The sequence below is a fragment of the Salipiger sp. 1_MG-2023 genome, assembly GCF_030547555.1.
Taxonomy (GTDB): Bacteria; Pseudomonadota; Alphaproteobacteria; order Rhodobacterales; family Rhodobacteraceae; genus Salipiger.
The window spans coordinates 1-20,684 of record NZ_JAUOQN010000007.1; the positions used below are offsets into that span (position 1 = coordinate 1).

At 67.2% G+C, this 20,684-nt stretch carries 15 protein-coding genes and 1 pseudogene; 13 read left to right on the top strand and 3 right to left on the bottom strand.

All coding sequences use genetic code 11. From position 1 onward, the window contains the following. The 13 genes and pseudogenes from Q4543_RS05230 to Q4543_RS05290 all read left to right on the top strand — a co-directional run. A pseudogene (locus Q4543_RS05230) lies at nucleotides 1-277 on the top strand (hypothetical protein); the annotation flags it as partial. A 20-nt stretch (nucleotides 278-297) separates the two neighbouring features. Further along, the gene (gene tssB, locus Q4543_RS05235) at nucleotides 298-828 is read left to right on the top strand and encodes a type VI secretion system contractile sheath small subunit (protein ID WP_303436723.1); all 531 of its coding nucleotides are present in this window, start codon (nucleotides 298-300) and stop codon (nucleotides 826-828) included. 3 nt (nucleotides 829-831) lie between these two features. Continuing rightward, nucleotides 832-2,337 carry a type VI secretion system contractile sheath large subunit gene (tssC, locus tag Q4543_RS05240; protein ID WP_303436724.1) on the top strand — a complete coding sequence of 502 codons (1,506 nt, stop codon included), beginning with the start codon at nucleotides 832-834 and terminating at the stop codon, nucleotides 2,335-2,337. Nucleotides 2,338-2,362: 25 nt separating this feature from the next. Further along, nucleotides 2,363-2,872: a type VI secretion system tube protein Hcp gene (locus tag Q4543_RS05245; RefSeq protein WP_303436725.1), complete on the top strand. Its 510-nt coding sequence runs from the start codon at nucleotides 2,363-2,365 to the stop codon at nucleotides 2,870-2,872. A 24-nt stretch (nucleotides 2,873-2,896) separates the two neighbouring features. Further along, nucleotides 2,897-3,619 carry a type VI secretion system baseplate subunit TssE gene (tssE, locus tag Q4543_RS05250; RefSeq protein ID WP_303436726.1) on the top strand — a complete coding sequence of 241 codons (723 nt, stop codon included), beginning with the start codon at nucleotides 2,897-2,899 and terminating at the stop codon, nucleotides 3,617-3,619. Then, entirely contained in the window at nucleotides 3,619-5,496 is a 1,878-nt protein-coding gene (gene tssF / locus Q4543_RS05255; RefSeq protein ID WP_303436727.1) for a type VI secretion system baseplate subunit TssF, read from the top strand. Before tssE ends, tssF begins: the two co-directional genes overlap by 1 nt. Continuing rightward, on the top strand, nucleotides 5,460-6,485 hold the full coding sequence (gene tssG, locus Q4543_RS05260; protein ID WP_303436728.1) for a type VI secretion system baseplate subunit TssG: 1,026 nt from the start codon (nucleotides 5,460-5,462) through the stop codon (nucleotides 6,483-6,485). The genes tssF and tssG overlap by 37 nt, the downstream gene beginning before the upstream one ends. Continuing rightward, nucleotides 6,482-7,930, top strand: coding sequence for a type VI secretion system-associated FHA domain protein TagH (tagH, locus tag Q4543_RS05265; RefSeq protein ID WP_303436730.1), 1,449 nt, complete (start codon nucleotides 6,482-6,484; stop codon nucleotides 7,928-7,930). Before tssG ends, tagH begins: the two co-directional genes overlap by 4 nt. Before the next feature lie 4 nt (nucleotides 7,931-7,934). Further along, the gene (tssJ, locus tag Q4543_RS05270; protein ID WP_303436731.1) at nucleotides 7,935-8,387 is read left to right on the top strand and encodes a type VI secretion system lipoprotein TssJ; all 453 of its coding nucleotides are present in this window, start codon (nucleotides 7,935-7,937) and stop codon (nucleotides 8,385-8,387) included. 14 nt (nucleotides 8,388-8,401) lie between these two features. Continuing rightward, nucleotides 8,402-9,730 carry a type VI secretion system baseplate subunit TssK gene (gene tssK / locus Q4543_RS05275; RefSeq protein ID WP_303436732.1) on the top strand — a complete coding sequence of 443 codons (1,329 nt, stop codon included), beginning with the start codon at nucleotides 8,402-8,404 and terminating at the stop codon, nucleotides 9,728-9,730. A 10-nt stretch (nucleotides 9,731-9,740) separates the two neighbouring features. Next, nucleotides 9,741-11,069 (top strand): type IVB secretion system protein IcmH/DotU, encoded by a 1,329-nt coding sequence (gene icmH / locus Q4543_RS05280; protein ID WP_303436733.1) that lies wholly within the window; start codon nucleotides 9,741-9,743, stop codon nucleotides 11,067-11,069. Nucleotides 11,070-11,072: 3 nt separating this feature from the next. Further along, the gene (gene tssM, locus Q4543_RS05285; protein WP_303436734.1) at nucleotides 11,073-14,603 is read left to right on the top strand and encodes a type VI secretion system membrane subunit TssM; all 3,531 of its coding nucleotides are present in this window, start codon (nucleotides 11,073-11,075) and stop codon (nucleotides 14,601-14,603) included. Then, a complete protein-coding gene (locus tag Q4543_RS05290; RefSeq protein ID WP_303436736.1) occupies nucleotides 14,604-15,053 on the top strand; it encodes a TagF domain-containing protein in 450 nt (149 codons plus the stop codon). On the opposite strand, the gene Q4543_RS05295 is transcribed toward Q4543_RS05290, so the two are convergent. The 3 genes from Q4543_RS05295 to Q4543_RS05305 all read right to left on the bottom strand — a co-directional run bounded on the left by Q4543_RS05295 (nucleotide 15,040) and on the right by Q4543_RS05305 (nucleotide 20,681). Continuing rightward, nucleotides 15,040-17,343, bottom strand: coding sequence for a type VI secretion system Vgr family protein (locus Q4543_RS05295; RefSeq protein WP_303436737.1), 2,304 nt, complete (start codon nucleotides 17,341-17,343; stop codon nucleotides 15,040-15,042). The genes Q4543_RS05290 and Q4543_RS05295 overlap by 14 nt on opposite strands. 96 nt (nucleotides 17,344-17,439) lie before the next feature. Then, nucleotides 17,440-19,824: an ImcF-related family protein gene (locus tag Q4543_RS05300; protein ID WP_303436738.1), complete on the bottom strand. Its 2,385-nt coding sequence runs from the start codon at nucleotides 19,822-19,824 to the stop codon at nucleotides 17,440-17,442. After that, nucleotides 19,821-20,681, bottom strand: a complete 861-nt coding sequence (locus Q4543_RS05305) for a M15 family metallopeptidase (protein WP_303436739.1) — start codon at nucleotides 20,679-20,681, stop codon at nucleotides 19,821-19,823. Before Q4543_RS05305 ends, Q4543_RS05300 begins: the two co-directional genes overlap by 4 nt. Nucleotides 20,682-20,684: the final 3 nt, after the last annotated feature.

The following is a 20,684-nucleotide window of genomic DNA, read 5'->3' on the forward strand; positions in this document are numbered from 1 at the left end:
GCCGGAAACCGGCTCCGGCGCCGCCAGCCCCGTTCCCCCCACCGAAGCGCCGGGCCTGCCCGGCGAGATCCGCAACCGCGCCGATGTCGAAACCGCGCTCGACCGGATCATCGCATTTTACGAGCGCACCGAACCGTCCAGCCCGCTGCCGCATCTGGCCCGGCGGATGCGGCGGATGGTGATGATGGATTTCCTCGAACTGATGGAAGAGGTGGCGCCGTCGGGGCTCAAGGAGTTTCGCAGCGTCGCCGGGGTCGAGGACGGCAAAAAGAAATAGCGAACAGGAAAGGGAGTTGAATGGCCGACAGCAAGCAGAAGGTGATCGAACGCAACCGCGCACCGCGGGTCCAGATCGCCTATGACGTCGAACATTACGGATCGGAAACCACCATCGAATTGCCCTTTGTCATGGGCGTGATGGCCGATCTTTCCGGCGCTTCGGAAACCCCCGAGGCGTCCAAGCCGATCCCCGACCGCAGCTTCGTGGAAACCGACGCGGGCCGGTTCGGCAAGTTCATGGAGGCGCTCGCCCCGAGGGTAAAGGCCCGCGTGCCCAACACCTTGCCCGCCGCCGAGGGGGCGGAGAAGGACGAAGAACTGTTCGTCGATCTCAGCTTCAAGAGCATGTCCGATTTCGCCCCCGACAAGATCGCCGCGCAGGTGCCAGCGCTCTCCGAGCTGCTGAAGATGCGCAGCCAGCTGGTCGAGTTGCTGGGCTACATGGACGGCAAGGTCGACGCGGAAAAGCGCATCGCGCAGCTGCTGGGCAACGAGCCGCTGCTGGCGCAGGCCGCCGAGGCCGCGATGGCCGCCGGCAAGGAGGATTGATCCATGGCAGAAGAACTCAAATCCGACGCCGGCGCGGCCGAGGCCGAAGCGCTTGATCTGGGCGAATTCTCGGCGCTGCTGGAAAAGGATTTCCGCGTCAAGGACGAGGCTTCTGACCGGCTCAAGGGCCTTGTCGCCAACCTTGCGCTGGCGGCGCAGGAAAAGGCCGGATCGGCGACGATTTCCGGCAATGCGGTCAAGTCGATCAAGTCTCTGATCGGCGGCATCGACCAGATCCTGACGGAACAGATGAACGAGATCCTGCACGCCCCCGAGCTGCGCGAGATCGAAGGCACATGGCGCGGATTGCATTATCTGGTCAACAACACCGAGACCGATCAGAAGCTCAAGATCCGGGTGATGAACATCCGCAAGGACGACCTGGCCGATCATCTCGAGGATTACGAAGGCCAGATGTGGGACCAGTCAGCGGTCTTCAAGAAGATCTATTCCGACGAATATTCGATGTTTGGCGGCGAGCCGTTCGGCGCCATCATCGGGGCCTATGAATTCAGCCACAAGCCCAAGGATGTGAGCATGTTGCGCAACCTGTCCGGGATTTGCGCATCGGCCCATGCTCCCTTTATCGCCGCCGCCGCGCCGCAGCTCTATCGCATGGAAAGCTGGCAGGAACTGCCCAACCCGCAGGATCTGCAACAGGTGATGTCCTCGCCCGAATATGCCAGCTGGAATTCGCTGCGCGAGTCCGAGGATGCGCGCTATATCGGCCTGACCATGCCGCGGGTGCTGGGGCGGCTGCCGTACGGCGCCGAGACGGTGCCGGTGAAGGGCTTCGATTTCGAAGAGCAGATCGACGGCAAGCACGATCATTACGTCTGGATGAACGCGGCCTTCGCCATGGGCGTCAACATCAACCGCAGCCACAAGATCAGCGGTTGGGGCACCCAGATCCGCGGCGTTGAATCGGGCGGCACGGTGATGAACCTGCCGGTGCACACCTTCCCGACCGATGATGGCTCTGTGGCGATGAAATGCCCCACCGAGATCGCCATCGACGATCGCCGCGAGGCCGAGCTGGCCAAGCTGGGGATGATGCCGATCCTGCATCGCAAGAACACCGATCTTGCGGCCTTTATCGGGGCGCATTCGCTTCAGGATGACGAGACCCGCGCCGGCAAGCTGGTCGACCCGGACGCGCAGGCCAACGAGCGGCTGTCGGCCAATCTTCCCTATCTTTTTCCCGTGTGCCGCTTTGCACATTACCTGAAGGCGATCGCGCGGGACAAGGTCGGCACGTTCAAGGAACGCGCCGACATGCAGGTTTGGCTTGGCGAGTGGATCAACCGCTATGTCCTCGCCAATCCGGCCATGGCTGATGAAAAGGCCAAGGCCAAACGGCCACTTGCCGCCGCAGAGGTGCAGGTGGACAGCGTCGAGGGGCGCCCCGGCTATTACAACGCCCGGTTCTACCTTCGGCCGCATTACCAACTGGAAGGCATCAACGCGAGCCTGCGGCTCGTGTCCGAGCTGCCCTCTGTCAAATCATGACTTTTGAAGACAATGGAGAGATAAAATGGCATTTACCGGCTATCTGAAGATCCCCGATATCGACGGCGAAAGCCAGCGCGCCGAACACGAGGATGAAATCGACATCACCGACATCATGTGGTCGATCGAGCAGGCGGCCACCGCGCAGACCGGCCGTGGCCGTGCCCGCGCGCGGGCCGATGTCAGCTCGTTGACCTGCAGGAAGGTCTATGATGCCTCCTCGCCGTATATTGCGCTGGCCGCGATGCAGGCGAAAAGCTTCAAGGACGTGATCGTGACCGTGCGCCGTGACAGCGGCGAAGCGCATCTTGATTACCTGACCATCACCATGACCAACACCATCATCTCGCACTACGAGATCGACGGTGTCGGGCGCATCACCGACTCTGAACGGGTGGAGCGCGAAGGTCAGGAGCTGCAGGAGCGGATCGGTTTCGCCTTCGAGAACATCAAGGTCAAGTACGTGGTGCAGGAAGAGGATCACTCTGCCGGCGACGAGCACGAGATCGAGTTCGACATCGCGGCAGGCGTGTGAGCGGTCTGACCAAGGGACCGGTTCATGTCTGACGATCGCCTGACACAGGCGGTATCCCGGCAGGATGCCGTTCAGCCGTCCCTCTGGGACAGGCTGGTCGATGACCTGCCGGGTCTTAGCGCCGAAGCGGCCGCGCTTGGCCGCGATCTTGCCCGGGCCATGGGCGCGCCCGAGGCCGCCGAGACGCTTGTGGCCGCCGGGCCGCGCGGCATCGAGGCCCGCGACGATATCGCGCCCGAAACCCGCCAGCTGGCCCATCGGCTGCTGGCCCTGCGCGCCCGCAAGCGCCGTCTCGAAGAGGCGGGCATCGTGGTGACCTCGGACATTCTGCGCGAGGCGGTGCGGCGCGACATTGAAATGCTGTTCAACACAGAGCGGATGGAGGCAGATTTCCTGCTGACCCCGCGCGAGGCGCTGGCCCATCAAAGCCCGCGCGACCTGCTCGCCGATTACCCCGAGGTGCGGCGCAGCGTGCTCAATTACGGGGTGCCGTCGTTTTCGGGGCGCAACGGCGCTGACATCGACGCCGACGCGCTGGCGCGCGAGCTGAAGCGGGTGCTCAACACCTTCGAGCCGCGCCTTGCGCCGGGCAGCGTCAAGGTGACGGTGTCGCGCTCGGACAAGGCCGGGCTGGTGATCGCGGTGGATGGCACGCTGCTGCTCTCGCCGGTGCCCGAGCGGCTGCGGCTGTCGACGTCGATTGATCTCGACAACGGCAACGCCCGAACCACGCTGGAGGAGCGCTGATGGACGCGGCCTTCCTTGATTACTACGAAGAAGAACTTGGCGCGATCCGCGGCCTTGCGCAGGATTTCGCGGCGCTGCATCCCAACGTGGCGCGCAATCTGGCGCTGGACGCGGAGCCATGCCCCGACCCCTATGTCGAGCGGCTGCTTGAAGGCGTGGCGTTTCTGGCAGCGCGCACTCGGCTCAAGGTCGATGCCGAGGCGTCGCGCTATGTGCGCAACCTGCTCGACATGCTGTACCCCGATCTGGCGGGGCCGTCTCCGGCGATGAGCATGGCGCAGATGGTGCCCGGCCCGCAGACGCTGCGGATGACCTCGGGCTATACCATGAAGCGTGGCACCCGGCTGGTGGCCGGGCTGCGCGAGGGGCTGGCGACCCGCGCGACCTATACCACCGCGCAGCCGGTGGCGCTGTGGCCGATCCGTCTGGCATCGGTGCGCTACCTGCCCGATCGCGGCGCGCTGGCACAGGCGGGGGTGTCGGCGCAGCTGTCGCGCGAGGCCTCGGCGGGGCTGCACATCACGCTCGAGCGGTTGGAAGGCGGGCCACTGTCGGAACTGCCGCTGGACCGGCTGGAGATATACCTTGGCGCGGGCGCGCGGGGGGCGGCGTTGCTGGATGCCTGTTTCGGGGGCTGCGCCGGCATCGCGGCGCGCCCCGCCGACGGGCGCACACCGTTTCGCCCGCTGCCGCGCCCGCGCCTTGTTGGCATCGACGGCGACGAGGCGCTTTTGCCCCGAGCGCGCCCCTCGTTCGAAGGCTACCGGCTGCTGCGCGAATATTTCCTGATGCCCGAGCGGTTTCATTACCTCGGGCTGTCGGGGCTGGCGCCGGTCGTGCAATCATGCAGCGACAGCACGCTCGACGTGGTGGTCCTGCTCTCCGAGGAACGCCCGGCGCTGGCGCAGACCAGCGCGCAGGACATGACGCTGTTCGTGACGCCGGTGCTCAACCTGTTCGAACATGAATGCAATCTGGTCGAGCTGCGCGCCAACCGCTCGGCGCATATCGTCCAGGCCGACCGCACCCGCCCCAAGGATTACGAGATCTACCGCCTGCTGCGGGTCGAGGATGCCGAAAGCGATGGCCCGCAAGCCCGCCTGCGCCCGCTGTTCGGGGTCGAGGCGGGGATGGACAGCGGCCATGTCTATTCATTCGAACGCCGCCCGAGGCTGCCCGATACCGAAGACGTGCGGCGCGGCCAGACCCGGTCGAGCTATTCGGGCGACGATCTGTACCTGTCGACCGGTCGCCCGGCGGGGCGCGCATCGGACAGGGCGCTGCGCCGGCTCGACGTGCGGGCGCTGTGCACCAACCGCGATCTGCCGATCCTCGACGACATGCCGAAGCTGACGCTTGAAACCGGCGATCCGGTGTCCGAGGTGCGCCTGCTGCGCAACATGCGCCGCCCGCATCCGTCGCTGCGATCAAGCTTGCCGCAAGGCACCGGGGGCGAGGCGCGGATGGATCACCTGTCGTGGCGCTGGATCTCGCAGCTGGGGCTGAACCACCTGTCGCTGGCGGAAACCGGCGCCGATGCCGAACCGCTGCGCGCGCTGGTCCAGCTTTATGCCGACCGGGGCGATCCGGCACTGCGCCGCCATGGCCGGGCGCTGGAAAAGGTATCGTCGCGCCGGGTGATCGAGCGGCTCGGTCTGCCGGGGCCGATGTGCTTTGGCCATGGCACCGAGATCACGCTGCACATCGACGATCAGCTGCTGTCGGGCGGCAGCGATCTGTTGCTGTCGGCCTTGTTGGCGCAGCTGTTTGCGCGCCACGCCGGCGTCAATTCCTTTGTCCGCACCCGCACGCGGCTGACCCATCAGCAAAGAGAGGTGACATGGCCGATGACTCCCGGCACCCGCGCGCTGATCTGAGCGCCGAGGCGATTGCCGAAATGGATGTGTTCGAACTGCTGCGGCGGCTTGAAACCGATGCGGCGCGCTTTGGCCGGTCTGGCCCCGATCCGGCGCGGCTGGGTCAGCTTGCCCGGCAAAGCTTTGCAACCTCGGATGTCGCCAGCCTGACGCCAGCCAGCGCCGAGCGCCCGGCGCAGGTGGCGATCAATGTGCTGGGGCTGATCGGGCCCGAAGGTCCGCTGCCGCTGCATATGACGCGCTGGATCATCCAGCGCCTGTCAAACCGCTGGTTCGACGGGGCCGGGCAGGGGGCCAGCGCCGACACCGCCTTTCTCGATTTCGCCAACCTGCTGCAACACCGGCTGATCGCGCTGTACTGGCGGGCCTGGGCCGATGCGCGCCCCGAAATCCACATCGCCCATGGCGATGGCGAGCGCATCACCGCGATGCTGCGCGCGCTGGCCGGCATCGGCCTGCCCGGAGAAACGACCAGCGATGCCCGGCTGGACGGCGCGAAACTGCACCACGCCACCTCGCTCGCACAAGAGGTGCGCGGGCCGCAGCGGCTGACGCGGTTTCTTGAAACCGTGCTGGGGCTGCCGGTGGATGTGGTCGAATGGGCAGGCCATTGGACGGCGCTGCCAGAGCGGCTTCAGACCCGGCTTGGCGGGCAGCATTGCGGGCTTGGCAGCGGTGCGGTGGCGGGGGCGCGGATCTTTGATCGCCAGTCGCGCGCCGAGCTGCGGCTGGGGCCCCTGACGCTGGCACAGTTCCACGATTTTCTGAACGACCCCGAGGCATGGGCACGGCTGCGCCACGCGGTGCTTTCGGCCATGGGGCGCGAGATCGCCTTTGATCTGCGCCTTGTGCTGCACGCCGAAGACGTGCCTCCGGCGCAGCTTGGCGGCTGCCAGCTGGGGCGCACGGCTTGGCTGTCGCCGCTGCCGGGGCGCGACGCAGACGATCTGTGCTTTGCCGCCATAACCGAGGAAAGGCAGGCCGCATGAAGCTGGTGCTGGAACACAGCCCGAGGCCGCAGGCGCGCACCGAGATGGTGTTCGAGGGCAATCGCCTGAGCATCGGGCGCAGCGAGGATTGCGACTGGCAGCTGGACGATCCTGAGATGTTCATCTCGCGCCGCCACCTGATCCTGTCCGAACAGGGCGGGCAGGTGATGGTGACCGATGCCTCCTCGGGTGGGCTGTATATCGACAACGCGGCAAACCCGCTGGGGCCGGGGAACTCCGTGCCTGTGGAGCCGGGGATGAAGCTGCGCCTCGGCGATTTCACCCTGCGCATCGAGGCCTCCCCCGACACACCGCGCCAGACCATCGCCCCGGCGATGACCCCAGCCGCGCCGCCACGTCCGGGCGGCTTTGACTTCGGCGCGCACGAGGCCGCGCCGCCCCCCCCCGAACGCCCCGCCACGCTGCCCGATCCCTTCGGGCTGAAAGACAGCGGGGCGGCGCTCAACTGGCAAAAGGAGCCGCCCGCTCCGCCGCGCCCGCTCGATCAGAGTGATCCGTTCGAGCTCGATCTTCAGGGCAGCCCCGGCGAGACCGCGCCGCGCGCTCGCAGTATGGAACGCACCGGGGGCGATGCGTTCTTTGGCAGCGCGCCCGAGCCTGCCGCTCCCGATCGGGCCACCCCCGATGACCCCCCGGCCAAGCCCGATCTGTTCGCCGGTCTCTCGGCCAGTTTCGAGCCAGAGCCCGCCCCCGAGGTTACACCGCCCGCGCCAGACCCGGAGGAACAGCCGATCCTGTCGGCGTCCTTTGGCTTTGGCACGCCGTCAGAGCCTGTGCCAGAGCCGCCCGCAGAGCCCGCGCCAAATCCGACACCAGCGCCGCCACCTGCCGCCAATCCTGTGACGCCCCGCGCCGCCCCGTCCGAAAACGATCCCATCGAGGCGCTCTTTCGCGGCCTCGGCGTGCAAGGAAGCGGCTCCCCCGAAGAGCTTGAACAGATCGGCCGCTCGATGCGGGCGCTGACCGAAGGGCTGATGATCCTGCTGCGCCACCGGGCGCAGGAACGCGCGCGGGTGCGGGTGGCGCAAACCGTCATCGCCAGCCAGAACGTCAACCCGCTGAAATTCCTAGCTTCGACCGAAGAGGGGCTTGAATCGCTGATGGCCCCGCGCGGGCGCGGCTATCTTGATCCCGATCCGGCGCTGGCCGAAGCCTTTCGCGATCTGCACGACCACCAGATGCGCACATGGGCGGCGATGCAGACCGCGCTGCGCCGGATGCTGGGCAAGTTCGACCCCGCCGAAATCGCCCGCGAGATGGAGGATGTCGGGCGGCTTGAAAGCCTGCTGGCGGGCGGGCGCAGCGCCAAGCTCTGGCAACTTTACGAGGAACGCTTTCGCGAGATCGCCCGCGCCGCCGAAGAGCAGTTCCTCGGCGAGGTCGGGGTGGATTTCCGCGATGCCTATGAGAACCGAAAGGAGTGACGTGATGACCTATTCAAGACGCTTCATCCTTGCCGCGGGGGCCAGCGCGCTGGCGCTTGGCGCTTGCCAAGAGGCCGCCGCTCCGGTGCTGAGCCTGCGCGCCGATGCCAGCCCCGGCATGAACCCCGGCCCCGATGGCAGCGACCGGCCGGTCACGGTCACGGTGCTTCAGATGAGCGGCGCCTCTAATTTTGACAGCGCCGATGTCTTCGCGTTGCAAAATGCCTCGGCGGCGGTGGGGGCAGAGCTGGTCAAGGCGGATCAGATCGTGCTGGCCCCCGGCGCCAGCGTATCGCGCGACATCGCCATCGCGCCCGGCACCACGGTGATCGGCGTGACGGCGGGCTTTCGCGACCCGGCAGGCAAGGTGCTGCGCCGCAAGGTGCCCGCGCCGGGGGCAGACAGCGGGCTGGTGATCTCGGTCGGGCCGGGCGGCATTTCGCTCGTGACGACCTGAACGGAAAGGACAACATGACCGACAGCAACAGGGTGGTCTGGTCCGAAGGGCTGTTCCTTCGGACCCAGCATTTCCAGCAACAGGACCGCTTTGCCGCATGGCAGGCGCGACAGGCGCTTGGCGCGATGCCGCTTCAGGGCTACGGCTTTAGCCAGCTTGGGCTCGACAAGGTGGCGCTGGACGCGGGCCAGATCGCGCTTGAGGGCGCGCGCGGCGTGATGCCCGACGGCACCTTCTTCAGCCTTGATGCCTGCGCGCCGTTGGCGCCTGCCACGGTGGGGCCGAAAACCGGCGCGGGGCTGGTGCTGCTGGCGATCCCGGCGACGGGCAGCGGCGCACAGATCGACCCGGCCCATGCAGACCCGTCAGGCGCGCGCTATGTTGGTGAAACCCTCACCCTTGGCGACGAGATCCGCGGCGGCGCTGAGCCTGTCGAGATCGAGATCGCCCGCCTTGCGCCCAAGCTGTTGCTGCCCGGCGACGAGCCGCGCGGCTATACCGTGCTGCCGGTGGCGCGGCTCGAAGGGCTGGGCGCCGAGGGCGCAGCGCTGCTGGATGCGGGGTTCCTGCCGCCAGCGCTGAACATCGGGGCGGTGCCATGGTATGCACAGCTGCTCAAGGAGCTGGTGACCGGCATCCAGCGCATCGCCGAGGCGCATGGCGGCATGGTGCTGGCGGGCACCGGCGCGTCGATGGAAAACCTGCTGATCCTCGAGGCGGCCAACAGCGCCCGCGCCCGGCTGACCCATCTGCTGGCGCAGAACGATGTGCACCCGTCGATGCTGTATATGGAGCTGGCGGGCATCGCTGGGCGCTTTGCCACCTATGGTGCCTCGGCGCGCCGGCTGGGCGAGATGCCGCCCTATGATCACACCGATCCGCAGATGCCTTTTGGCGAGCTGGCCGACACGCTGCGCTCTCTGGTGCTGTCTTTGCGCCATGTCGAACCGAAAAGCCGTGCCATGCGGGTGGCGCGCCATTCCGACAACATCTGGACCGTGCGCATCGACAATGCCGACATCATCCGCAGCTCGCGCATCGTGCTGCGGGTGGGGGGCGATCTGTCCGAGGCGCTGCTGCGCAAGATGTTCGTCGATCAGGCCACGGTGGGCGCGGCCGATGATTTCGAGGCGCTGTGGAAATCGCGACTCACCGGCATCGCGCTGAAACCGCTGGGCTCGCAACCGCGCGAGATCCCCTATGATGGCGAACGCCTGTGCCTTGAGCTGGACCGCAGCTCGCCGCATTGGGCGGCGCTGGCCGAGGCGCCGGGCTTTGTCGTCGGCGTGGCGGGCAATCTGGAACGAGAGCCGGAAATCGACTGCTACGCGGTGAGCCGGTGAAGGAAACGCGATGACCAAGGACGATCCCTTTGGGCTGGAAAGCGACGCCGCCCGCACCCGCATCCGCCCGCGCCCGCAGCTGCGATCGGCGCAGCCTGCGCCGGATGCGCCGGTGCGGCTGCGCGGGGGGCGGGCGTCGGGGAACCCTCTGGTCAACGCCTATGCCGCCCTGCTGGGCTTTGCGCCCGAGTTGGAAAAGGCCGTCGCCCCCGAAAGCCCCGACATGCTGCGCACGCGGCTGCACGAAAACCTGACCCATGCGCGCGACGCCGCAGTGACGGCGGGCGTCACGCTGACCCGCGCCGATCAGGGGGCGTGGTTCGTGGCGGCGCTGCTCGATGACATCGCGCTCAACACGCCATGGGGCGGCAGCAGCGGCTGGCCGCGCAACCCGCTGGTGGTGCAGATGTACGGCGATATCGACGCGGGCGAGCGGTTTTTTGCGCTGGCTGACGGGCTGGCGCAATACCCCGAGCGTGACCCCGAATTGCTGGAACTGGCCTTTCTGTGCCTGTCGCTTGGCTTTCGCGGCAAGCATCGGATCGAGGGCGCGGCGGGCGAGGCAAAGCTGTCGGCGCTGCGCGGCAAGCTTGCCCGCATCCTGCGCGACCGCGATGCGCGCGATGCGCCGCTCTCGCCGCATTGGCGCGGGGTTGCGGCGGCGGACGAAGAGCGCCGCTTCATCGTGCCGCTCTGGGCCATCGCGCTGATCGGCATCGCGCTGCTCACCGGGATCTACATGGCGCTGGGGTTGCGCCTGTCGGGGCGCAGCGAACAGTTGTTCTCGCTGGCGGGATTGCTGCCGCCCTCCGAGCGGGCCGAGATCTTTCGCCCGGTGATCGAAACCACCGAGGTGCCGCAGTTCCGCGCCGATCCGGTGTTGCTGGAACTGCTGCCGCTGTTCGCGCAGGCCGCCCCCGCGGCAACCGGCAAGGCGCTGAGCGGGCGCGAGGATGTCAGCCTTGCCATTCTTGTGGTGCAGGGCACCGCGCCGGAATTGTTCCGCAGCGCCAAGGCCGACATCAACGCCGAATACACAGCGCTGGTCGGTTCGATCGCGCAGGTGATCCGCGACAACGCCGAGTTCATCGGCGCGGTCAAGGTGGTGGGCCATACCGACAGCGTGCCGGTGCAGACCTCCAACCCGTTCCGCTCCAATCAGGGCCTGTCCGAAGCCCGCGCCACCACCATCGCCGATCTGCTGCGCGCGGAGGGCGTCGATGCCGCGCTGATCAGCTCCGAAGGGCGGGCGGCGGCAGAACCCATCGGTGACAATGCCACGCGGGAAGGGCGCGCCCGCAACCGGCGCGTCGAAATCATCCTGCAAAAAAAGGTCTAGGCCATGACCGTTCTGCGCATCCTGTTTCGCACCCTGTTGTCCCGCACGCTGTGGACCTTCATCGGCCTTGTGCTGCTGTGCGCGCTGATCTGGCTCTACGGCCCGCTGGTCAGCATCGGCGCGGCGCAACCGCTGGCATCAGACCTGACGCGGGTGATCGTCATCGGGGTCATCGCGATCCTGTGGCTGCTGTCACTGCTGCTACGCCAGATCCGCGCCGCGCGCGCCAACCGCGCCTTTGTCACCGATCTGGCCGCGCCGCCGCCCGCCGCCCCCGAGGACGAAAGCATCGCCGCCGTGAACGCCAAGTTTCAGGGCGTGCTCGACCAGATGAAACGCAGCAAGCTGGGGCGCAAGAAATTCCTGCGCGACATGCCGTGGTATGTGTTCATTGGCCCGCCCGGCACTGGCAAGACCACCGCGCTGCGCCAGTCGGGGCTGCATTTTCCCATCGACCTTGGCGATGATCTGAAGGGCATGGGCGGCACGCGCAACTGCGATTGGTTCTTCACCGAAGACGCGGTGCTGATCGACACCGCCGGGCGTTATGTGCAGCAGGCGTCGGACCCGCAGGTCGATGCCGCCGAATGGACAGGCTTTCTGCGACTGCTGGTCAAACACCGGGGGCGGCGGGCGCTGAACGGGGTGATCCTGACGCTGTCGGTACAGGAACTGGCGGGCGACGATGCCTCGATCCGCGATCATGGCCGCGAGATCCGCAAGCGGCTGGCCGAGCTGCGCGAGGTCACGGGGCTGAAGCTGCCGGTCTATCTGATGATCACCAAGGCCGATCTGATCCCCGGTTTCGAGACGTTTTTCGCCGATCTGTCGACCCAGCAGCGCGAGCAGGTCTGGGGCGCCAGCCTTGGCACCACCGAGCGTATCGACGACACCGCCATCCTGCGCGAGTTGCGCTTGTTGCAAGAGGCGCTCGAGTCGCGACTGGGCGCGCGCATCGCCGATGATCTGCCGCTGGCCGAGCGGGCCGAGATATTCCGCTTTCCTGCCCAGCTTGAGGCGCTAATGCGCCCGCTGACCATCCTCACCGAGGCGGTGTTCGGCGACAGCCGCTACGAGGAAAGCCCGTGGTTGCGCGGCGTCTATTTCAGCTCTGCCACGCAGGAAGGCTCTCCCATCGACCGGCTGGTGGCGGCCACGGCGGCCTCGTTGGGGATGCGCGCGCCATGGGCCGAGCCGCGCAAACATGGCGCCACGCGCAGCTATTTCCTGCGCGGCCTGCTGAGCGATCTGGTGTTCCCCGAGGCCGGGCTGGGCCGCTTCGATCCGCGCGCCGAGGATCGCCGGCGGTGGGCGTGGCGCGCCGCGCTGGCGGGCACGGCGCTGGTGGTGGCGTTGCTGGGGGCGGTGTTCCTGTACAGTTTCCTGCGCTATGACGGCGCGCTGGCCGATCAGGAACGCCAGCTGGCAACGCTGTCGGCGCGGCTGGCCAATGTCGCGGCGCGGCAGGCACCGACCGATCCGCTGGACCTCGATCTGGCGCTGGATGCCGCGACCCAGACCCTGCAGGCCGCGACGGTTCTGCCGCCCACGCCGCTGACGGCGCTAGGCCCCAGCGCCGCGCCGGAACTGGCCCGCGCCGGACAGATCGCCTATGAGCGCATCCTGCGCAACGTGCTGGAACCGCGCATGGTTGCCACGCTTGAAGCAACCATGTGGCGCCATGCCCGCGATCCCGAATTCCTGCTGGGCGGGCTAAAAGCCTATCAGATGCTGACCGGGCAGGCGCCCTATGATGGCGCGTTCCTGTCGATCTGGTGGCAAAGCGTACTGCCAAGCTTTGCCCCCATCGATATTTTCCCCACCGAGGAAAGCATCGACCACCAGCTTGCTGCGCTGGCCCGCATGGCGACCGAGGAAACCAAGATCGCGCCCGATCCGCAGCTTGTCGGGGTGGCGCTGGAAAGCATCTGCACCATTCCGCTGGCGGTGCGCGCCTATAACGCGCTGATGAGCGATCCTGATGTCGCTACCCTTCCGGGCTTTGTGCCCGCCGAGGTGGCGGGGCCAAACGGCAACCGGGTGCTGACGCGATTGTCGGAAACCTCGCTGCGGGTCGGGCTGCCGGGGGCGTTTACCTTTGATGGCTTTCACAACGTCATCCTGTCGCTGGTGCCCGAGGTTGCCGCGCAAGCCCAGCTTGACCGCGCGGTGTTCGCCGGCGGGTGCAACGAAAGCGCGCAGGCCTCGGTGGATACGCTCGAAGACGATGTGCTCAAGCTGTATTACGATGATTTCATTGCGCAATGGGATGGGCTGCTGCGTGACATCCGGCTGACGCCGATTGGCGATCTGGATCAGGCGCGGCTGAACCTCAAGGATCTGTCCTCGGCCGATTCCGCGCTCAAGCGCCTGCTCGAAGCGGTGGTGCGCGAGACCCATCTGGCCCGCCCCGACGATCCGGGCATCGAAGACAACGCCGCCGCGCAGAAGGCCGGGCAGAAGGCGCTGCTCAAGCTTGGCAAGATCGGCAAGCTGGCCAAGACCGGGCTGAAGATCGCCGCCGCCCAGCCGGGGGGCGCCGAACCCGCGCCGCCCGGCACGCCGGTATCGGATCATTTCGCCCCGATCCGCGCCACCGTCGAAGAGGTCGACGGCCAGCCGCCGCTGCTGAACGATGCCATCACCGCGCTGACAGCGCTGTCGAATGAATTGCAGACCGTGGCGGCCAGCCCCGATCCACGCGGGGCGCTGCTGGCGCGGGGAGGCTTGCCCTCGCTGACCGGGGCCATCGCCAACGAGGCAGGCGCGCTGCCCGATCCCATCGACGACTGGATCGCGGGCATCGCGGGCGATGCCATCGCGGTGACGCGCGATGCGGTGGTGGCGCAGCTCAATGCGCGCTGGCGGGCGGATGTGCTGCCGTTCTGCACCTCGGCCACGGCGGGGCGCTATCCGTTCGATCAGGCCTCGGCCATCGACGTCAATACGCTGGATTTCGCCCGGCTGTTCGGCAAGGACGGGCTGATCGACAGCTATATCAACGACCATCTTCTGGCCTATGTCGACACCTCGGTGCGGCCATGGCGCTGGCGGGCGGATTTCGGGTTGAACGACGCGCTGCTGGCGCCTTTTGCCAAGGCGCGATCGATCCGCGATGCGCTGTTCCCCGGCGGCGCGGGTCCGATCATGGCCTTCAACCTTGAACCGCGCGATCTGTCGCCCAACGCCTCGCGCGTGACGCTGAATGTCGATGGGCAAGTGCTGAGCTATTTCAACGCCGCCGCCCGCCCGGTGCCGATGACATGGCCGGGGCCGGACCAGACCAACATGATCACCCTCAGCTTTGCGCCCGTCGATGGCACCGGCGAGGTCATCACCTCGCAAACCGGGTCATGGGCGTTCTTGCGGCTGATCCGGGGCGGCGCGCTTCAGGCCACGGCCTTGCCCGAGGTGTTCGGGTTGCGCCTTGGCGCGCGCGGCTTCAGCGCCAGCTTCAACCTGCGCGCCAATTCGGTCGAGAACCCGTTCGATCTTCGCATGTTTTCGGGTTTTTCCTGCCCGCGCGGGTTCTGAATGGCGGGTGTCTTTGGCAAGCTGCCGACGCAGGGGGATTTCGTGGCGCGCGCCTTGCCGCCCGGGGTGCAGGGCGCGATTGATGACTGGGTGACGCGGCATTTTCTGCCCATCGACGCCGAGCGCTGGCCCCAAAGCGGCATCCTTGCGGCGCTGCCGGAGGCGCTGATCCTTGCGGTGCCAAGCTGCGATGCGGTGGGGCGGGCGTTTGCGCTTTGCGCAGTGACGCATCCGCAGGTGGATCAGCCCGGCGCCGATGACTGGGCGGCGATGGCGCTGCCATATCTCGATGCCGGGCTCAGCGGCGCGCTGGATCTGGCCGCGCTGGCGCAGGCGCTGGCCCCGCTGTCGCCGCCGCCCAGCGCCGTGCCCTTGCGCGCGCCGCTGGTCTGGGCGCCGGGCAACGCGCCCGCCAGCCCCGAGGCGCTGGCCCGGCTCAGTTCATCTTGACCTTGGCGCCCTTGATGGTGACATCGCTGGAGGCATTGGCGTCGATCTTGCCCGAGCCTTTGAGTGTGATGTCCTTGCCCTCGATGGAGATGGTGCCGTCTTTCTTCATCACGATCTTGGCCTTGCCGCATTTCAGCGTCAGGCTGTCTTCGGCGGTGATGGTGAAATCCTTGCCGATCTCCATGCCGCCGGATTTGCCGATGCTCATGGTGAAATTCTCGCCCACCGACACCGAACTGTCCTTGCCCACCGACAGGCTGCGATTCTCGCCAACCGAAACGCTTTGATCCTTGCCCACCGTCAGCGCCTGATCCTGCCCCACCGAGGTGCTGTCGGAATTGCCGATGTCATGGCTTTGATCGACGCCCACCGCGACCGAGCGTGTCAGGCCGATGGTATTGGCCTGCGCCATGCCCACGCTGCGGGACTCATTCATCGCCACCACGTCGATGCGGTTGGCCTTGACCGTGACGGTCTGGTTCGCGCCGACCGTCTGGGTGTGGTTCGCGCCGATGGTTTCGGTTGAATTGGCCCCGATGGCGATGGTCTCGTTCACCCCCACGGTGAGGGCGCGATTGTTGCCCACGGTTTCGGTGTCGTCATGGTCGATGTTGACCGTGCGGTCGACCTTGACATGGGTGGTCTTGCAATTGTCGACCGTCTCAACGCGGTTGTGGCCGACCCATTGGGTGGCGTCATGCACCACGTCTTCGGACCAGTCATTGCCGATGTGGCGGGTCTCGTTGTTCTTGACCAGTTCGTCATGGTCCTTTTCGGCTTGAAAATAGACCAGCTCGCTGCCCTTCATGTCTTCGAACATCAGCTCGTTCCAGCCGCCTCCACCTTTGGAGCTGTTGGATTTCCAGCCCGATTTGGTTGCCTCTCCGGGCAGTTCGTAGGGGGGCATCTGTTCGGCGTTGTAAACGCGGCCAGTGATGATCGGCTGGTCGGGATCGCCCTCGAGGAAATCGACGATCACCTCCTGCCCGATGCGGGGGATCTGGATGAAGCCCCAGCCGGACCCGGCCCATGCCGCGCTGACCCGCACCCAGCACGAGGCATTTTCATCGCGCTGACCTTCTCGGTCCCAGTGGAACTGCACCTTCACGCGGCTGTAGGCGTCGGTGTAGATCTCTTCGCCGGCAGGCCCGACCACCTGCGCCGTTTGCGGGCCGCGCATCACCGGGCGCGGCGCGCGCAGCCTCGGGCGCCACTGGCTGTGTTCGGGCACCAGCCGCCAGCTGGCGACAAAGCCGGTCTCGTCTCGACCCATGCGCCCCGAGGCATATTGATCGTCCCACAGCGCATATTCGGCGCGCAGCAGCACATAAAGCCCGTTTTCGGGCGTCCTCGGGTGATCGAACAGGGTGATGGTATGCCCCGCCGCCGGAAGGCTGGCCGAGCTTTCCGCCAGCGCCAGATGGCTGTCGCGCTGGCCTTCCTGCCATCGCAGGTCGGTAAGCGCATCGCCGCGCCCGGTCTTCAGGTAATGGCCGGGGTAATCATAGCGCTCAAACCCGTCGTTCGGGTGCCCCGCGCGGGCATCGTGGCGCGCCATCAGATCCGCCGAGGGCTTTTCGAAATCATAGTCGGTCTGGGTCATGATGCCGGGCCGCACCGAGGTCACGCCCTGCCATTTGGTGATCACGCCTTCGCCGCGCAGCTGCGCCGCCGCATTCGGTTCAAATCGAATATCCGAAACATCCGAATGCGGTTCCAGCGCGCCCAGATCGTCACACAGGATCAGCTTGTGCGCCAGATCGTCGAATTCGTGGAAATAGAAGATGCCCTCGTGTTCCAGCAGCCGCTGAATGAAATTCAACGTGGTTTCGCCATATTGCACGCAATAGACCCGCGGCTCGTAGCTGCCGCTCAGGCGCAGCTCGTAATTGGTGATGCCATGCTGGTCGAGCAGCGCGCTGACGATGTCTGGCACCGACATTTCCTGAAAGATCCGGTTGTCGCGGGTCTTGTCCAGCAACGCCAGCGCCGGGCGCAGCACCAGCGTATAGCGAAACTGGTCGTCCTCGTCGTTGCCGTCAAAGCTCAGGCTGTCGCAGATGCCGCTGAAATAGCGGATCTGCCCGTCGTCTTCTTCGTTGGTGAGCGCCGTGACGCAGCATTCCCGGCCAAGGATGTCGGGCGCAAGCACAAGATCGTCCTGACACAGCGCGCTGACGCGGAATTCGAAACAGCGGCTGATCTCGTCAAATCCGCTGAGCGCGGCGAATTTCAGGCTGTCTTCGGGGAGGGCAATCGGCGTTTCAAGCGTGGCAATTCGGGCGGGCATCTGTCCTGTCCCTTTCTCCGGACGGGTCCGGGATCAAATATGCACTGTATAATTGATCCCGACTATACAGGGATTCCCGCCCTTGCGGCAGGTAATTTACAGCTTTGGCGGGCAGACGAGGCCGCTTAGCATCGGGCGGACCGAGACAGGGTTCAGCGCCTCGGCAAAGCCCAGCTCCAGAAACACCCGCCCTTGCGCATTGCGCAGATCGAGCAGGGCGCGCGCCCCATCGTCGCGCAGCCGCAGCCGCGTGCCGTCGATGAGCCGCAGCAGCCCCCACGGGCCGGGCTCTGTCAGCCGCGCCGCATTGGCGTTGTCGCGAAAGGAAATTTCGATACCGGCGGCGGGGTCGGGGCCGGGCCAGCGCAGGGTTGCGGGCGCGCCGCTGGCGCGCACCGGGGCAGCAACGGTGCCGATGGCGACAAGGGTCTGGCCGCGCTCTGCCAGCGCCGCGAATGTGATCGCATGATCCAGCCCGCCGCCCGCAAACAACCCCTGCGACACCAGCATCGCCGTTTCCAGAAACGCCGCGCTGTCGTTTTCAAGCCCGGCAAACCGCGCTTCGGGTTTCCAGCGCCATGGGCTTTGGGAGCTGTCGAGCAGCGGCTGCGCGCTGCCTTGCACGAAGCGCGGCACAAGCCCATCCGGCCCCAGCAGCGCGGCCAGCGCGGCGGGGTCGGCATCGGGGCCGTCGGCAAAGGGATAGCGCCCGGCCAGCGCGGCGCGGCAGGCGGCAAACACCTGCGTCTGCCAGCCGCGCGACAGCGGATTGCCCGAGGCATCGGCGGCCTCGGGCTGGGCAGCCCCGGCCAGCACGTCTTCGGCAATCTGCACCACGATGCGCGGCGCGCTCTTCAGCGCGGCGATGCTGCGCGCCTTGTCCTGAAACGTCATCAGCCGCCGGGTGGCGCGTCTGGCGTCGATGTCCACCGCGCCAAGCGCCACGTTCAGCCCCGAGAACAGCCGCGAGAGTTCCGCCATGCGCCCCTGTTCGACATATTGGATCATCGGACCCAACTGGCGGGCCAGCAGCAGCTGCTGGGCGTGGCTGCGGCTGCGATCCAGCCCGCCGGCCTGCACCCAGACCTGCGAGAGCAGCCGGCCGAGCGGGTTGTCCGTCAGCGACAGATGCCCCGAAACGATGATCGCGGTTTCGCGGTCGGCAAAGGGGCGCACCCGCAGATCGGCGAGCCAGGCTGTCCAGCGCGCCAGCGTCTCGCGGTTCAGCCGGTCGGCGAGCAGGTCGGGCGAGCGGTTTTCGGCGGCGAGCTGTAGGCCGGTGACACCGGGGGCCTGCGCGCGGGCGGTCTGCACCGCCAGCCCGACGCCGGTGCGCAGCGCGGCCTCCCAGCCCCGGGCGGTGAACAGCCCCGGCATCGGCGTCGCCAGATCCATCCCCGAGCGGCGCAGCAGCACATCCTCCAGCCCCGGCACCGCCTGCGTCGGAACCCAGCCCGGCAGGGCGCGCATCTCGTCGCTGCGCAGCAATTCCAGCCAGGCGCGGTCCGGCTCGGGCACCTCGGCGGCAAAGGTGCGGGCCTGATCCATCACCACGGTATCGGTGGGCACGAAACTGGCGGGCCCTTGCAGCGGCGCGGCATGACGCGCCAGCCCGCCCAGCCCGTGATCTTCAAGCCAGCCCGCGAGATAGCCCGGCTGCCACTCGGCCTCGCCGGTCAGCACCGCCCAGGCGCGCAGCGTATCGTAAAGCGCCAGCCCGTCGCCGGTATTCGCCAGCAGCTGTTCCAGCGCCTTGGCCAGGGCCGGCGGAAGCTGGCGGCGCGTGGCCTCGGCATAGGTGGCTTCGGCGAGGGTTTCGCTGTCGCCGGGCAGGCGGATCAGGCGGCGCAGCGGCGCATGGCGCGCGGTTTCGGCCACCCGGTCCGCCGCCGCGCGCAGCGCATCGAGGCGCCGGGTCAGCTCGGCGCCCTCTTGCGGCCGGTCAAGCCCGATCAACAGCGCCTCTTGCCGGAAATCCGCCGCGATCTGGCGATGATAGCGCCATTCCAGCGCCCCGGCATAGCCCGCCAGCCCCAGCCCCAGCAGCAGCGCGAACCCCAGCGCGTACCAGCCCCAGCCGCTGACCTCGCGCCGGTGGCCATGGCGCAGCCCGTCAAGGCGCGCCTGCACATCGGCCAGCAGCGCCTCGAGCTCGGCCAGCCCTTCGGCCTGCGCGGTGCGGCGAAACTCGGCCAGCCGCGCCGGTGGCATGTCGCGCCCTTCGAACAGGCTGCGCGCGGCGATCACCGACCATGTCGACAGCTTGAGCCCCGGCATCGCCCGCACCCGCTGATCCAACAGAATCGCCAGCGCGTAGCGCGCGGGTTTGATCGACACCGCGGGGGCGCCGCCCTGCGCTGCGGCGGCTTCGAATTGCGCCAGCATCCGGGCGGCCTCGGCGGCGATGGCGCGCTCTCCATCCTTGGCGCTGAGGCTCTCGATGAAGCGCAGCACCGGCTCGGCAGCGCGGGCGAGGCTCATAGCAGACCCATCGCCTGCCACTTGCGCAGGGTCTCGACGCCGACTTCGAAATGCATGGAATCCTCGCGCCGGTAGCCTGCGCCCCAATACCAGCCTTCGTCGTTGAACAGCTCGGCCAGCAGCAACAGGCCGAACTGGGTGCCGCCATCGCCGAAGCCGTCCAGCTGGCCCTGAAGCTTGAGGTCGATCGCCGTGCCCCAGCTGTGGTTCGAGATCGACGAGCTGGAGCCCCGGATCAGCCGGGCGCAGATCGCCCCGGCGGTGCCGAGCGCGGCGTAGATGTCGGGCTCGTCCTGTTGCAGCCGATCGAGGATGCGTTGCAGGCTGTCGAGCGCCGGTTTCACCATGGTCACTCGGATCGGCCCGATCTGGCGGGTTTCCATCAGCGCCCTGAGCCGGGGCTGGGTGATTGGCTGGCAGGTGGTGGAATAGCTCGACCGGGGCTGGCCCAGCACCTCGAGCATGACGCGGTTGCCCGGCTGGGTGATGCCCGTGTTGAAACGCGCCTTGGCGGTCAGCATTTCCTCGGTCATGGCTTCGGTGCCGGGGATGTCCTCGGCGGCGCCGATGATCTCGGGCAGGGCGACCTGGGGCAGCGGCTCCAGCGGCGCGGGGGCGGCGGCAAGCGCGATCTCCTCGCCAAGGCGTTCGATCTCGGCTTCGGCGTCGCGCAGTTCGGATCGCAGCGTGTCCATGCCGCTGCGCAGCCGGGCAAGGTCGGCCTCGGTCCGTTCCAGCCGCAGCTCGGTGCGCCCGTCGGCGGTTTGCAGCAGCGCGCCGACCACGGCAAAGCAGACCGCCGCGACCACAAGGCCGATGGCGATGATGATCGGTCCGATCAGGGCGCCTTCGCGCATGGT

Excerpts from the sequence above, each read along its gene's own strand:
- tssF (WP_303436727.1), top strand. The coding sequence starts at position 3,619 with ATGGACGCGGCCTTCCTTGATTACTACGAAGAAGAACTTGGCGCGATC.
- Q4543_RS05305 (WP_303436739.1), bottom strand. The coding sequence starts at position 20,681 with ATGCGCGAAGGCGCCCTGATCGGACCGATCATCATCGCCATCGGCCTT.
- tssJ (WP_303436731.1), top strand. The coding sequence starts at position 7,935 with ATGACCTATTCAAGACGCTTCATCCTTGCCGCGGGGGCCAGCGCGCTG.
- Q4543_RS05295 (WP_303436737.1), bottom strand. The coding sequence starts at position 17,343 with ATGCCCGCCCGAATTGCCACGCTTGAAACGCCGATTGCCCTCCCCGAA.
- Q4543_RS05290 (WP_303436736.1), top strand. The coding sequence starts at position 14,604 with ATGGCGGGTGTCTTTGGCAAGCTGCCGACGCAGGGGGATTTCGTGGCG.
- tssC (WP_303436724.1), top strand. The coding sequence starts at position 832 with ATGGCAGAAGAACTCAAATCCGACGCCGGCGCGGCCGAGGCCGAAGCG.
- tssG (WP_303436728.1), top strand. The coding sequence starts at position 5,460 with ATGGCCGATGACTCCCGGCACCCGCGCGCTGATCTGAGCGCCGAGGCG.
- tagH (WP_303436730.1), top strand. The coding sequence starts at position 6,482 with ATGAAGCTGGTGCTGGAACACAGCCCGAGGCCGCAGGCGCGCACCGAG.
- tssB (WP_303436723.1), top strand. The coding sequence starts at position 298 with ATGGCCGACAGCAAGCAGAAGGTGATCGAACGCAACCGCGCACCGCGG.
- tssK (WP_303436732.1), top strand. The coding sequence starts at position 8,402 with ATGACCGACAGCAACAGGGTGGTCTGGTCCGAAGGGCTGTTCCTTCGG.
- Q4543_RS05245 (WP_303436725.1), top strand. The coding sequence starts at position 2,363 with ATGGCATTTACCGGCTATCTGAAGATCCCCGATATCGACGGCGAAAGC.
- icmH (WP_303436733.1), top strand. The coding sequence starts at position 9,741 with ATGACCAAGGACGATCCCTTTGGGCTGGAAAGCGACGCCGCCCGCACC.
- tssM (WP_303436734.1), top strand. The coding sequence starts at position 11,073 with ATGACCGTTCTGCGCATCCTGTTTCGCACCCTGTTGTCCCGCACGCTG.
- Q4543_RS05300 (WP_303436738.1), bottom strand. The coding sequence starts at position 19,824 with ATGAGCCTCGCCCGCGCTGCCGAGCCGGTGCTGCGCTTCATCGAGAGC.
- tssE (WP_303436726.1), top strand. The coding sequence starts at position 2,897 with ATGTCTGACGATCGCCTGACACAGGCGGTATCCCGGCAGGATGCCGTT.